This window comes from Halobellus clavatus (assembly GCF_900107195.1).
In the GTDB taxonomy this organism is placed as follows: Archaea; Halobacteriota; Halobacteria; order Halobacteriales; family Haloferacaceae; genus Haloquadratum; species Haloquadratum clavatum.
Map to the genome: position 1 here is coordinate 49,140 of NZ_FNPB01000015.1, position 13,729 is coordinate 62,868.

14 protein-coding genes are annotated in these 13,729 nt (G+C 65.9%); 4 read left to right on the top strand and 10 right to left on the bottom strand.

Annotated elements, in window-relative coordinates; genetic code table 11:
* The first annotated feature begins 2 nt into the window (after positions 1-2).
* Complete coding sequence (locus tag BLU74_RS16215; protein ID WP_089769249.1) at positions 3-512, top strand: double winged helix-containing putative transcriptional regulator; 510 nt, start codon at positions 3-5, stop codon at positions 510-512.
* Between the two features lie 9 nt (positions 513-521).
* Here the strand turns inward: BLU74_RS16215 and BLU74_RS16220 are convergent, their stop codons facing one another.
* From BLU74_RS16220 to BLU74_RS16230, 3 genes are all read right to left on the bottom strand, one after another.
* The gene (locus BLU74_RS16220) at positions 522-1,844 is read right to left on the bottom strand and encodes a M48 family metallopeptidase (RefSeq protein WP_089769280.1); all 1,323 of its coding nucleotides are present in this window, start codon (positions 1,842-1,844) and stop codon (positions 522-524) included.
* Positions 1,845-1,965: 121 nt separating this feature from the next.
* The gene (locus BLU74_RS16225) at positions 1,966-3,606 is read right to left on the bottom strand and encodes a GTPBP1 family GTP-binding protein (protein ID WP_089769251.1); all 1,641 of its coding nucleotides are present in this window, start codon (positions 3,604-3,606) and stop codon (positions 1,966-1,968) included.
* A gap of 112 nt (positions 3,607-3,718) precedes the next feature.
* Positions 3,719-4,252, bottom strand: coding sequence for a J domain-containing protein (locus tag BLU74_RS16230; RefSeq protein WP_089769253.1), 534 nt, complete (start codon positions 4,250-4,252; stop codon positions 3,719-3,721).
* Positions 4,253-4,363: 111 nt separating this feature from the next.
* On the opposite strand from BLU74_RS16230, the gene BLU74_RS16235 reads away from it, so the two are divergent.
* The gene (locus BLU74_RS16235; protein ID WP_089769256.1) at positions 4,364-4,825 is read left to right on the top strand and encodes an acyl-CoA thioesterase; all 462 of its coding nucleotides are present in this window, start codon (positions 4,364-4,366) and stop codon (positions 4,823-4,825) included.
* Between the two features lie 144 nt (positions 4,826-4,969).
* Positions 4,970-5,131, top strand: coding sequence for a DUF7838 family putative zinc beta-ribbon protein (locus tag BLU74_RS19090; RefSeq protein WP_175454687.1), 162 nt, complete (start codon positions 4,970-4,972; stop codon positions 5,129-5,131).
* A gap of 6 nt (positions 5,132-5,137) precedes the next feature.
* Here BLU74_RS19090 and gcvPB read toward each other — a convergent pair whose 3' ends face one another.
* The 5 genes from gcvPB to BLU74_RS16260 form a co-directional block, all read right to left on the bottom strand.
* Positions 5,138-6,568 (bottom strand): aminomethyl-transferring glycine dehydrogenase subunit GcvPB, encoded by a 1,431-nt coding sequence (gene gcvPB / locus BLU74_RS16240; protein WP_089769258.1) that lies wholly within the window; start codon positions 6,566-6,568, stop codon positions 5,138-5,140.
* A 1-nt stretch (position 6,569) separates the two neighbouring features.
* Positions 6,570-7,913 (bottom strand): aminomethyl-transferring glycine dehydrogenase subunit GcvPA, encoded by a 1,344-nt coding sequence (gene gcvPA / locus BLU74_RS16245; protein ID WP_089769260.1) that lies wholly within the window; start codon positions 7,911-7,913, stop codon positions 6,570-6,572.
* An 87-nt stretch (positions 7,914-8,000) separates the two neighbouring features.
* Entirely contained in the window at positions 8,001-8,381 is a 381-nt protein-coding gene (gene gcvH / locus BLU74_RS16250; RefSeq protein WP_089769262.1) for a glycine cleavage system protein GcvH, read from the bottom strand.
* 1 nt (position 8,382) lies between these two features.
* Entirely contained in the window at positions 8,383-9,477 is a 1,095-nt protein-coding gene (gene gcvT / locus BLU74_RS16255; RefSeq protein WP_089769264.1) for a glycine cleavage system aminomethyltransferase GcvT, read from the bottom strand.
* Positions 9,478-9,808: 331 nt separating this feature from the next.
* Positions 9,809-10,093 (bottom strand): DUF7999 family protein, encoded by a 285-nt coding sequence (locus tag BLU74_RS16260; protein ID WP_089769265.1) that lies wholly within the window; start codon positions 10,091-10,093, stop codon positions 9,809-9,811.
* A gap of 176 nt (positions 10,094-10,269) precedes the next feature.
* Between BLU74_RS16260 and BLU74_RS16265 the strand changes: the two genes are divergently transcribed.
* Complete coding sequence (locus BLU74_RS16265) at positions 10,270-10,761, top strand: NYN domain-containing protein (RefSeq protein ID WP_089769267.1); 492 nt, start codon at positions 10,270-10,272, stop codon at positions 10,759-10,761.
* Positions 10,762-10,819: 58 nt separating this feature from the next.
* On the opposite strand, the gene BLU74_RS16270 is transcribed toward BLU74_RS16265, so the two are convergent.
* A complete protein-coding gene (locus BLU74_RS16270) occupies positions 10,820-12,067 on the bottom strand; it encodes a tRNA lysidine(34) synthetase (RefSeq protein WP_089769269.1) in 1,248 nt (415 codons plus the stop codon).
* A 234-nt stretch (positions 12,068-12,301) separates the two neighbouring features.
* Positions 12,302-13,324, bottom strand: a complete 1,023-nt coding sequence (locus BLU74_RS16275; RefSeq protein ID WP_089769271.1) for a hypothetical protein — start codon at positions 13,322-13,324, stop codon at positions 12,302-12,304.
* Between the last annotated feature and the right edge of the window lie 405 nt (positions 13,325-13,729).

Sequence of the window (13,729 nt, forward strand, 5' to 3'; positions counted from 1 at the left end):
CGGTGCGATTCAAACTCCTTCCCGAACCCCCCGCGTCGCTCGATCTCGTCGCGGACGCCCAGCGCGCCGTCCCGCTCGTCCCCGGGTCCGAGGATGACTGCTGCGCCCGCCTGATGCGACGCCTCGATTTCCCGTCCAGGGACGTCGCCCGGACGTGGCTCACGTTTCTGCGCGCGCTCGAACTCGCCCGCGAGACGGCGTCGGGGTCGTTCGTCCGCGAATCGACCGATCCTACAGAAGCCCACCTTCGGGAGGCGTTCCACGAGCGCGTCTACGGCGCGCGGGAAGTCCTGGCCGCGCTCGACACGGACGACCCCGTCGACGTTGACACGGTGTTCGCCGACTTCGAAGAGCGCGTCCCCGTCTGGGAGACGCACCGCGCCGCCGAAGACTGGCGGGACGTCTGGCGCGAGCGCGTCGAACGCATCCTGGCCTGGGCCGTCCGCCTCGATCTGGCCGCGGAACGCGACGACGGATACGTCCGGGTTCACCCGGATCGCGAGCAGGCGTAACGACCCGGGCTACGTCGCCGGCGGCACGCCGGGAGCGTCGTCGCCGGCGGGGACGTCTCCACCTTCTCCGTCGTCACTCCCGTGAGCGCCGTACTCCTCTCGCAGTCGACGGATCCGCTCGGGGATGGGCGGATGCGTCAGGTGGAACGCGGCGTACGCCGGGTGCGGGAACGGATTACTGAGGTTCTCGCCGGCGAGTGTGCGGAGCGCGCGCGTCATCGCGTCCGCGCCGCCCATCGTCTCGGCGGCGAAGTCGTCGGCCTCGCGCTCGTGCGCGAGTGACAGCTTGTTCGTCAGCGGAGCCGAGAGCGTCAGCACCGGCCCGGCGTAGAGCAGGCCGATTCCGAGCGCGGCGTACGTCTCCGCTGGCAGGCCGAACGCCGTGTACACCCACTGGGACGTCGTCACCCACCAGAGGAACGCGAACACCACGGCCATCTGCACCGCCGAGGCGGCCACCTGCTTCCAGATGTGCGCCTTCTTCCAGTGGGCGAGTTCGTGCGCGAGCACCGCCTGGATCGCCTCCCGGTCCATCTGCTCGATCAGCGTGTCGAACAGCACCACGCGCTTGGCTCGACCGAACCCGACGAAGTAGGCGTTCGAGTGCGAGGAGCGACGGCTCGCGTCCATCTCGTAGATCTGCTCGCACGCGAAGCCCGCGCGTTCGAACACGTCTTCGACCGCTTCCCGGAGGTCCCCGTCCGCGATCGGCTCGAAGTCGTTGAACAGCGGCGCGATCACCCGCGGATACACGATCATCACGCTCAGCGAGAAGGCGACGACGAGCGCCCACCCCGCCACGGGCCACAGCGTCGGGAGTGCCGCGACGGCCGCGAGCACCGCGGCGGCGACGATCCCCCCGAACGCGAGCGCGACGACCGTACCGACGAGGAGGTCGCGGAGCCACAGCGCCAGCGTCTGGTTGTTGAACCCGAAGCGCTCCTCGACCACGAACGTCTCGTAGGCGTCGAACGGGATCGACAGGACGCGTCCGGCGAGGATCGCCCCCGCGAGCAGCAGCACGCCCTGTGCGACGCTCGGGAGTCCCGTCTCCGAGAGCGCGAACGCGATATCGCCGTAGACCCCGGAGACCACGACTCCGAGCAGCGCGACGATAGCGAGCCACGACTGCAGTCGCGAGAGGACCGTCTTCGAGCGCTGATACGAGAGCATCGTCTCGGGGTCGTCGACGTCGAGCGCCGTCCGGACCCACTCGGCGGCGTCACGGACGGCCCTGGCGCCGTACCGGAGGTTCAGCGCATCGAGCGCCGTCTCGAGAACCTGGACGCCGCCGAGAAAGCCGACGAGCGCGAGCGCAGGCAGTGAAACCATATCAGCGGAGAAGGGATCGTCGAACTTCAACGTCGCGGGCGCTGCCGCAGCCCAGTCAGCCGTCGGTCACAACCCAGTCAGCCGTCGGTCACAACCCAGTCAGCCGTCGTTCGCAATCCGGTCAGTCGTCGCCCGCGACGTCGTCCGCGTCGTCTCCCTCGACGTCGACGACCGTGCCGACGCCCTTCGATTGCCCCTCGCGGAAGACGAAGCGCTGGCCCTCCTCGACCAGATACGGCCGGAATTTGAACTCGACGGTCGCCGCCCCCGTGTCGCCAGGAAGCAACTGCCCGCCCTCCGGATGGAAGATCACCGCTTCGCTCGCCGTTTCGAGGTGGACCACCGGTTCGTAGCCGTCGCGGATCCGCGTCGGATGGTTCAACACCATCACTTCGGCCTCGAAGGACTGCACCGAGGGCGGGTCGGCGTCGGCCGGCAGGAGCGCCATCCCCCGCTCGATCTCGGACTCGTCGACGCCTTTGAGTGCGATACCGACGATCCGGCCGGCCTTCGCGCGGTCGACGCGGTGATGGTGCATCTCGATCGACCGCACCTCGACTTCGCGGTAGGAGCCGTCGGCCATCGGCCCCAGCAGGAGTTCGTCGCCGGTCTCGACGCTGCCGGAGTTCACTGTCCCGGAGGCGACCGCGCCGACGCCCGTCACCGAGTAGGTCCGATCGACGTACATCCGGAAGTCCTCCCGCGAGTCCCTTGCGGTCTTCGGCAGGCGCTCGAACATCGCGTCCAGGTCGTCGAGGCCGGCCATCGTCACTGCACTCGTCCGGACGATCGGGACGACCGAGTCGCTCAGTTCCTCGACCGCGGCGTCGACGCCGTGGCGATCGACACCGAGCGGGGTGCGGCCGACGTCTCTGAGCATCCGCTCGACCTCGCGTTCGACCTCGTCCAGTCGCGCGTCGTCGACGGCGTCGGCCTTCGTGATCGCGACGACGGTCGGCAACTCCATCGCGAGGAGGATCCCGAGGTGCTCGCGCGTCGTCTTCGTCGGCCCGTCGTCGGCGGCGACGACCAGGAGGCCGTAGTCGAGTCGCTGCCCGACCAGTCCGCGGATGGTCGTCCGGAGCCACGGCTCGTGCCCGACCGTGTCGACGAACGAGACGAGGCGGTCGGCTTCCTCCACCACGCGTGCGCGATCAGATTTCCGATGGGGGTTGTCCATATGGACCGCGCCGTCGTCGGTGAAGCCGTACACCGCGTAGGAGAGATCCGCGGAGAGGCCGCGTTCGACCTCGTGGGGTTGGACGTCGAGGAATCCCCGGGTCCCGCCCTCGCCGTCGTCGGCCTCGCCGGTGACGAGCGATCCGACGAGCGTCGACTTTCCGTGGTCGACGTGGCCCGCGGTGCCGACGACGATGTGGTCGTCGTCGACGTCGAGCATCGCTCCCTCGTGGACGGTCGCGACCCCGACCAGTCCCCGTTCGCTGTCCTCGCCGACGCCCCAGGTCTCGACGTCGTCGATGTGGGCGCCGGCCTCCTCGGCGAGGATCGAGAGTACGTCCATCGACTCGGAGAACGCGTCGGGTGGGATTCCGGCGATGCCGCCGTCGTCGGTGACGCCGACCACGTAGGTCGCCGCTCCGTCACCCGAGAGCACGCGATGCCGCAACTGCGCCGCGAGACTCTCCAGTCGGCCGTCCGCGAGGTGGACGTCCCGCGACAGTCGCTCTTTGAATTCGACGCTGCCGCCCTCCTCCTCGCCGCGCTCGAGGGCCGATTCGAGTACGGCCCGATCAGCGCTCATATTGCTCCTGTAGAGGTAATCCGCTAAAACCCTTTTCGTGGTGTGAGTTGTCTTGTCACAGTAGCGCTCCGGAGTCGCGATAGCACCGGTGACCCACTCTCGCAGTCACTGCTCACTCCGTCAACCGCTCGTACGCACGGTTGACTCGCTTGAACTGCTCCTCGTCACCGGATTCGGTGTCGGGATGGACTGCTTTCACCCGCTCGCGGTAGGCCGCTTTCACCGCCGCCTCGTCCGCTCCGGGTTCGAGATCGAGCGTCCGGTAGGCCTCCTCGGCGGTCGGTTCGTTCCGGTCGGTTCGCGGTCCGCGTCCGCCGCGGCGATCGTCTGCCCGCCGTCGGTTACCGCCGACCCGTCGATCGCCGGCCGCACCGGCGGCTCGTCGGCCCGGCCCGAATCCCTCGAAGTCACCGGGGCCTCGCGCGGCCGCGTTCGCCCGACGCCGCTCGGCCCGGTCGGCGGCGGTCTGTCTGATCCGCTCTGTGAGGCGACCGCTGGCGTGGTACCACAGCAGGTACGTCGCCGCGCCGAAGATCGCAGCGAAGAGCAGCAGGAACGGCTGGAAGACGAACGCGAGGACCACCATCAGGACTGTCGTCCCCGCGAACACGGCGGCGATTCCGATGAGGAGTCCGTCGCTGTCCACGACGTGAGTATGGGGGCCGAGGCCCGTAAGCGTCTCGGCGTAGACGGCGCTCGGTGATCGTCAGTATCTGAAGGCGACAGACCGATTACCCGCCTCGGGGTATACGGACCTATGACGTCGATCCCGCTCGAAGACACCTACATCGAGAACCGCGTACTCGTCCAGCCGAACGACACCAACAACAACGACACCGCACACGGGGGCAACGTCGTCAAGTGGATGGACGAGGTCGGCGCGATGTCGGCGATGCGGTTCGCCGGGCAGACCGTCGTCACCGCGCGGATCGAGGGCGTCGACTTCCACCGGCCGATCCCCCGCGGCGACACTGCGCTGATCGAGTCCTACGTCTACAAGGCGGGGACGACGAGCGTGACCGTCCTCCTCCGGGTGTTCAGCGAGGACCCGCTCTCGGGCGAGCGACAACTCACCACGGAATCGCACTTCATCTACGTCGCAATCGACGAGGAGGGCGAACCGGTTCCGGTGCCGGACCTCGACGTCGACTCAGCACGGGCACAGGAGCTACACGCCGCTGCGGTCGATAACGACACCGACCGGTCGCGCGATCAGTAGCGGCCTCACCGTTTCTCTGCTCTCGGAGCATCTGTGTTCGGATGGAGCTTCCGAGCATTCTATATCGCGCTTATCGATTTATCAATTATATTCGGTTCGACCGAATCAGTATCTTCAACACCGCTGATTCCATAGCCGACGGATATGAGCCTTGAACGCGAATACGACTGTCCCGAGTGCGGCCACGACGGCTTCTGGAAGACCGCATCGATGGAGGTCCACCTCGGCACGAAGACGAAGTGGAGTTGTAACGAGTGCGGCTACGGGTTCATCGAAATCGACGGCCTCAGCACCGCAAAAGCCTAACTCGCGCTATTCTTCGCTCGGTTCCAGCGCCTGCCAGGACAACTGCGGATTCCGGGCGGCGTCCGCCTGATCGATCCGTCGCGCCGTGGTCTTCGAGGGCGCGGATTCGAGCGCCTCGCTGTCGGCCGCGAACGCGGCGTTGAATGCGTCTGCGAGGTCGTTCAGCGAATCGATCGTCTCTGCTTCGGTGGGTTCGGTCAGCATCGCTTCGGGGACGAACTCGGGCCACTTCGTCGTCGGTGGGTGGACGCCGTGATCCAGCATGTGCTTCGCGACGTCTGCAGCGTCGCGCTCGCCCGCAGTCGCGGCGAACTCGTGGTGGAACGGCTCGTAGGGGATCTCACAGTCGAGTCGCTCGGCCAGGTAGTTCGCGTTCAGGACCGCCTTCGCGGAGGCGTCTTCGAGTCCCGCGTCGCCGAGGCGCGCGATGTAGGCGTACGCCTTCACGAGGACGAGCCAGTTGCCCTGATAGCCGTGGACCTTGCCGATGGTTCGCTCGGGATCGTACAGTTCGTACGCTCCCGATCGCTCGCGGACGCGAGGACTGGGGAGGAACTGCGCGAGCTCCTCGGTGACGCCGACGGGCCCAGCGCCGGGACCGCCGCCGCCGTGCGGCGTCGCGAACGTCTTGTGGACGTTGTAGTGCATCACGTCGAAGCCCATATCGCCGGGACGGGCGCGGCCGAGCAGTGCGTTGAGGTTCGCCCCGTCGTAGTAGAGCAGTCCGCCGGCGTCGTGGACGATCTCGGCGATCTCCTCGATGTCTCGCTCGAACAGGCCGACGGTGTTCGGGTTCGTCAGCATCAGCGCCGCGGTGTCTTCCGAGACGGCGGCCTCGAGCGCTTCGAGGTCGACGCGGCCGTCGTCACCGGACGGCAGTTCGACCACGTCGTAGCCGGCCATCGCCGCGCTCGCGAAGTTCGTCCCGTGAGCCGATGCGGGGACGATGACCTCAGAGCGGTCGTCGTCCCGCGATTCGTGGTACGCCTTCGCCACGAGGATCCCGGTGAACTCGCCGGCTGCGCCGGCCGGCGGTTGGAGCGTCACCGCGTCCATTCCGCCGATTCGGGCGAGGTAGTCCTGGAGGTGATAGAGGACCTCCAGCGTCCCCTGGAGGCTCTCCTCGGAGCGGTCGGGGTGTACGGCCCCGTTCGGATCGGCCGCGACGTCCTCGGCGAAGGTGGGGTTGTACTTCATCGTACACGATCCGAGGGGATACGGACCGGTCTCGACGCTCCAGTTCATCTGCGAGAGCCGCGTGTAGTGGCGCGTCACCTCGGGTTCGGAGAGGCTCGGCAACTCCACGCTGTCCCGCGTCAGGTCGTCAGGCAACGGCGAGTCGGCGTCGGTCTCGATGTCGATCTCCGTCGAATCCTTCTCGGAGAGCAGCGATTCGTACCGTTCGTCGTCGCCGTAGCGGGCTTGATCGTGATTCATCTCAGAGCACCTCCTCGAACGCCGCGACCAGTTCGTCGGTCTTCCCGGCGTTCACCTCTGTTACGCACACTTGCAACCGGTGTTCGTCGACCGCGTGTACCGCGAACCCTTCGGTCTCCAACTCGCCAGCGATCGCCGGCGCAGGCCGGTCGGTTCGGACGAGGAACTCCCGGAAGTGATGGCGGTCGTGAACTGGCGCACTGAGCCCTTCGAGTGCGCTCAGCCGGTCGGAGAGCGCCTCGGCCTCGCGGACGCACTCGCTCGCGAGATCCACGAGCCCATCCGGGCCGAGCAGCGACAGGTGCATCGCGGTCCGCAGCGCTACCCACGCCTGATTGGTACAGATGTTCGACGTGGCGCGCTCCTTCCGGATGTGCTGTTCTCGGGTCTGCAGCGTCAGCGTGTACGCTCTTCGACCGGTTTCGTCCTCGCTCGCGCCGACGAGTCGCCCGGGCACCTGTCGGAGGAACGACTCGCGGGTGGCGAACAGACCGAGGCCCATTCCGTACGCCGTTGGGAGGCCGAGGGCGTCGGCTTCGCCGACGACGACGTCCGCGCCGACGCCGGCCGGTTCTTCGAGGAGGCCGAGTGCGACGACGTCCGTCCCGAGACAGAACAGCGCCTCGACGTCGTCGGCGACGCGTCCGACCGCCGACAAGTGCTCCTCGATCGTCCCGCGGACAGTCGGGTTCTCCACGTGGATCATCACCGTCTCCTCGTCCGCTCGCTCGGCGAGCGCGTCGACGTCCACGTTGCCGTCGTCCATCGGATAGGTGTCGATCGAGAGGTCGCTCCCGTCGACGTAGTTCTCGAGGACCGCGCGCTTGTTCTCGTGGAGGATCTCGGGGACGAGTACCGTCGTTCCCGACGCCGCTCGGACGCGTCCGGCGAGGCGCGCCGCCTCACCGAGCGCAGTCGCGGCGTCGTACATCGAACAGTTGGCCACCGGGAGCCCCGTCAGCTCGACGAGCAGCGACTGGTACTCGAAGAGCGCCTGCAGGAATCCCTGGGTGACCTCGGGCTGATACTGGGTGTACGACGTCAGGAACTCCGCGCGTTCGGAGAGTCCGTCGACGACCGACGGGACGTAGTGAGTGTGGTGGTCACGACCCAGAAACTCCGTCAGATCGTCGTTTTTCGCGAGCGTCGCTGCGATCTCCGAACGAAGCTCGCGCTCGTTCCGCGGCTCGATGCCCAGTTCGCCCTCGAAGCGGACGTCGTCCGGGACATCGAACAGTTCTGCCTCGCTCTCGACGCCGACCTCGTCCAGCATCGCCGCCGTCTCGTCGGGGGAGTGCGGCGCGTACGGACTGCCGTCGGCGTCCTCGTGTCGTCGTCGGCTCATCGGTCGTACTCAGCACTCCGCGTTCATGGGGGTTGCGGTCCGTAGTCGTCAGCTCGACGGGCGGAAGGATCGGTGCGCCCGCCCGAGTTACTCCGTCTGTTCCCGGTACTCGTCGGCTGACAGCAAGTCGTCGAATTCGCCTTCGTCTGCGACGTCGATCTCGAGCATCCAGCCGTCGCCGTAGGGGTCTTCGTTCACCAGCTCCGGCCGGTCGAACAGTTCTTCGTTCACCGCGGTCACCGTTCCGGAGACCGGCGCGTAGAGGTCGGAGACGGCCTTGATAGACTCGACGACACCGAAATCCGCGTCTTGGCTCACCTCGTCGCCCGTTTGCGGCAGTTCGACGAAGACGACGTCGCCCAGTTCGTCCTGGGCGAAGTCGCTGATGCCGACGGTCGCGGTGTCGCCGTCGGTGGTTGCGTACTCGTGCGATTCCATGTACTTCCGGTCTTCGGGTACTTCGAACATATCAGTCGATGAATGGTGTGGGTACGATTTCCGCTCGTTTCTCCCGCCCGCGGACGGCCACCGAGACCTCGGTACCGGGATCGGCGAGGTCGCTCTCGACGTATCCCAGCGCGATCGCCTCGTCCAGCGTGGGACTCATCGTCCCGCTGGTGACATGTCCGACCGTCTCGCCCTCTGCGAGGATCTCGTGTCCGTGACGGGCGATACCGCGCTCGCGCAGCATCAGGCCGACGAACTCCTCGTCGACGCCCGCGTCGGCGATTTCTGCCAGGGCGTCGCGACCGACGAACTCCGTGTCGAGATCGACGGTCCAGCCGACGCCCGCCTCGAAGGGGTTTCGCGGTTCTTCGGCGGGGTCGAAGTCCTGCCCCGAGAGGAGATAGCCCATCTCGGTGCGAAGGGTGTCGCGGGCGCCGAGTCCACAGGGTGTGCACCCCTGGTTCTCGACGAAGGCTTCCCAGACCGCTTCGATGCCGTCGGTCGGACACAGGATCTCGAAGCCGTCTTCGCCGGTGTAGCCCGTTCGCGACACCCACGATTCGACGCCGGCGGCCTGAGTGAACGTTCCGTCGCCCCAGTCGAAGGGCGACACGTCCGCGTCGGCGACACGCTCGACGGCGTCGACGGCGTCTGGCCCCTGAACTGCAACCATCGCCCACGTGTCGGTCTCGTTTTCGACCGCGGCGTCGAGGTCCCACTCGTCGCGGTGCGCCACGAAACGGTCGTACGCCTCCTCGTCGTGGCCGGCGTTCGGGACGAAGAGGTACCGCTCGGCCGCCTCGTCGGGGAGTCGGTAGACGATCGTGTCGTCGAGAATCGTCCCGGACTCGTCGGTGAACATCGCGTACTGGGAGTCACCCACCGAGAGCGCTTGCACGTCGTTGGACGTGAGCCGCTGCAGCAGCGCTGTCGCGTCCGGTCCCGAGACGGTGATTTCCCCCATATGCGACACGTCGAAGATGCCGACGGACTCGCGGACGGCCGCGTGCTCCGTCTGGATCGAGTCGAACTCGACCGGCATCTCCCACCCGCCGAAGTCGGTAAACCGTGCGCCATCGGCGTAGAGATCCGACAGCGGTGGCTTTCGTGGGGCCATATCGGAGGGTCGGGTCGGGACAAGAAATGTTTTGGTATATTCGGCACTCGCCGGGATAATATATCGTATAGCGCGATACAGAAACCAGACGAACGGCGACGGCGTTCTCAGAGGTGTCGCTGAACCAGACGGTGTCGGTGAGGTCGAGTCCTCCGAGCGAATGACGACAGCAGACGACAGAACGCGCTGGTCTGAGGGTCGAACGTGGGTGCGAGTCAGTTATGCTGGACTGATCCGTGATTGTAGAGCGAATTTCCGAGAAACCGTCGTCCCGACTGCGGCGGCGAGCGCTGGACGGAGGTGGCTTCAGTCGGATCTGTATCGAGCGGCCTCAGCTCCCGGCTGCCGGGCCAGCCTCGGTGGCGTCAGCCGAAAGCCGCGGTGTAACCGCGTTGGCTCGCCAGACGTTCCCGCGGCGACCGACCCGCGAGAGATCGAGATCCACGCGCTCACCGGCGGCCAGCGATTCGAGCGCCTCGCGGGTGGATTCGTCCGCGTAATCGACGAGGTGGTACGTCGCGTTGGTCCCACTCGACCGGACCGTGAGCCCACCGTGGGGGTTCATTTCGGAGACGATTGTGAACGAACTGTGGCTTTTATTCGCGTTCGCACTCATCCTGTTTTTCTATTCACCGTTATACTTCATAAGTCTAGGCTATTAGGTGTAATAGGTGTATGTTTCTACTATACTTGTCGAGGGGGGACGTCGGGGCCGGGGTACGCTGGCCGCTGTCACGAGAGCGCCGAACTGTGCATCGTCGGCGTTATGTCGATCCCCACGGTAGCGGTGCTATGGACCTGTTGGGACGGCTGTTCGGCGACGGCGACGAACCGCGGGTCGCGCTGTTCGTCGACGGGCCGAACGTCCTCCGCGACGAGTTCGACGTCGACCTCGACGACGTCCGGGAGGCGGCTGCCGAGGCGGGACAGTTGACCGCGACGCGACTGTATCTCGACGAACACGCGACGCCGGGGTTGATTCAGGCGGCCGAAGCCCGCGGCTTCGAGGTGATCGTCACCAGCGGTGACGTGGACGTCCGACTCGCGGTCGACGTCACGCAGTTCGCCGTCGAGGACCGCGCCGACGTGATCGCGATCGCCTCCCGCGATACGGACTTCAAGCCCGCCATCGAGGCCGCCAACGCGCGCGGCTGTCGCACGTTCGCGATCGCTCCCGGCGAGTTCGGTCGCTCGGATGCCCTTCGCAACGCGGCCACCGAGCGCGTCACGCTCGAAGAGGAGAGCGACGACGACAGCCCGACGCTCGTCGGCTACGACGGGTGAGGACCGGCGCGCACTCCCATCGTATCCGGCTCCGCCAACCGGTCGCTGGTGACGACAGTTAGGATGTCCCGTGGTCGAGATAGCCGAGCGATTCCAGGATTTCGCAGACTCGGCAGCTCCCCTCCACCGGGGGCCCCGTCGACGTGAGGCTCTGCGCCTGTTTCGTCTTTCCGCAGTTCGCACACGACGCGAAGGCTTCGCCGTCGGGTTCGTCGTGCGTGCGCCTCGCGTTACCCTCGAGTAGCCAGTACTCGATCCCGGGCCAATACGTCAACAACTGGTCCGCCAGATACCGATAGAGAGTCTGCTCGTTCGACTGCATCGTCCACTCCGCGGAGAGCGCGTGTTCGACGAACTCGCCTCGGGTACCGTAGTGATATAGCGCCAGTTCCCGCTTCGAGAGGAGCGCGGCGGGATAGACGTACGTGAGTTCGCCGAACGTGCGCGTCGGAAACGCGCCGACATCGAACCCCGACGCGAACGACTTCAGCAGTCCGGCGACGAGATCCGACGCGTGCGCGCCGAGGGCGATCGTCTCGAACCCCTCACGCGTCGCGACGTGTTCCAGTAACCGGGTGATGAGATGATCTCCGATCGCGGCCGCATACTCGTCGTACTCCGTCTGCGAGAGCCTGTCGAACACGTCGGCGAACGACCCATCGATCCCGTACACTCGCTCGGCGACCGTCCCACTGACCGTGTGTAACTCGACTCCCAACTCCGCGGCGAGTTCCGTCGCGTACTCAACTGCGACAGAGGGGTCGGCGTCGCGCCGCCACGGGTCGTCGACCGTCGCTGCGGCGACCGTCAGGTCGGAACGTTCGTCGGCGATCCGCTGGAGCGCAATGAGCAGAGCGGTGCTGTCGACTTCACCGGAGAGCCCCACGAGCACTGAGTCGGCGGCGAGGAGATCGTACTCCTCGAGCGTCTCTCGGACAACCGATTCGACGTGGGTCACCAGTTCTTCGAGCGTGAGGTGGGTCCGCTCGATTCCGACTGTCCCGTCCGACGCGAACGAGACGTGTCGGTGTGTGTGGACGGCGGCCGAACCGGGGTCGTCCGGTCGGTCGTACAGGTCCCGTACGCTGTCGAGGTCGTACCCTTCGACGAGTCGAACCCGGTACTCCGTTCCGGGGTCGAGGCTGACGGCGTCGGTGACCGGCTCCCCGTCGACGGTCGCGATGATCGACGCCGCGGGAATCCGGTTCCGCGAGAGAACGTCACTGAGGGACTCGTCCGTCGTCGCGTCGAGCGGCTCCGGTTCGTCGTCGTGGCCGACGAGGAGGACGCGCGGTTTCGTGTCCATCTATCTCTGTGGCTGACGACCTCAGCGCTCGACTGACGGTCTGAGAAGATTCGCTGCGGCAGCACTCCCGATCCGGCCGGCGCCGCTCACGTCGGGGATTCAGGGCTGCTGTCGCGGATTTCGTGCCGTTCTTGCTGTTCATCGATCCGCTCGCGGATCGTCGCGATCGTGTCTTTGGCACTCATTGGCTCGTGTAAGATTACTGTCCGTTGGAATAAAAGTATTTGGCCCGGATTAGAACTGCGCCCTGGCGAGATAGAGCGCGCTGGTGCGTTCGTCGGCGAACGTCACGTCGAGCGTCCCGTCGCGCTTCTGTGCGACGTTCGGATCGAGTTCCTCGATGTCCTCGGGCGTGAGTTGCACGCGGCCGGCGTCGCGGTAGTGGTCTGTGGTCTCTTTGCTGACGCGCCGCATCTCGACGTCGGTGGCTCCGTCGAGCGCCATCTCGATGTGGAGCCGATCGATCCCGCGCCTGAACCGGTGACACGGGAAGTGGAAGTAGTGCTCGTCGAGATCGGTCGGTTCGTCGAACGTCGCCGACCACCTGATTCCGAACTCCTCGGAGGGGTCCAGCGGCTCCGGGAAGTATAATTTGACCAGGGTGTCGTACTCGGCGACCCGTTCTGCCTCCCAGTTCTCGCTCTCTTGCCACTCGTTGCCGTCTCTGTGCTCCAGTTGAAAGTCCAGTTCTGCCGCGTCGATCTGCGCCTCGCTCGTGATCAGAACCGAGAGGTACTCAGTGGCGGATTCAGAGGCGTTCAGTCCCTCGAAGGTCTCCGTCCAGTAGATGTCGCCATCCCGGAGTTCGACCTCCGCCACGAGCTCTTGGAGGTAGTGGTCGGAGTCGTACGCCTTCGGAATGTCCTGGAGAAAAATCGAGAACGCGAGCGGGTAGAACGTGTCTTCCGCGCCGGTCTGTACGCTCTCTAAGTTCTGTCGCATCTCCTCTTCGAGTTGCTGTGTCTGCTGTTGATGCTCCGTTCGGATCCGCTGGATCCGCCTGTAGAGGTCGATCGAGGACTTCGTCACGAGTCCCGTGACGAACAGCAGCAGCAAGGCGACACTGGCGAGTACTTGCTCCAACGTGGTCAGTTGGAACAACCGAAGCCACTGAACCATAATCGGGACTACCGAGAGGAGCGTGGCCGCGCCGAGGAGAATCCCGATCGCTGTTCGGGTGTTCGACCGCAGGATCTCGATGTGGTCGGAGCGCGGCTCCGTCAGGACGGGCTCGTCACCCCGCTCGGTGTCCCGCATAAATCGGCTGGTTGAGTATGATTGGAAGGATTACTTAACGCTATGGGGCGGACGGTGGATCGCGTACAGTCCCGACGCGGACCGTTCGATGCAGGCCGCCTGACGCGGACTGTTCGACGCAGGCCGCCTGACGCGGACTGTTCGACGCAGGCCGCCTGACGCGGACTGTTCGACGCAGGCCGCCTGACGCAGGTCGGACCCACCGTCGCAGTCCGACTATGCGGAGAGTATATACAGAGTAAGCGAGAGGGTTGGATACGAACGTCTTCCTATGCAGCGTGTCGATCCTTTCGTCCCGACGACGACGCTCGCCGAGCGCATCCGCGACGGGGACGTCGCGCCGAGCGATGCTGTCGCGACATACCTCGACCGCATCTCTCGGGACAATGACGACCTCAACGCCTT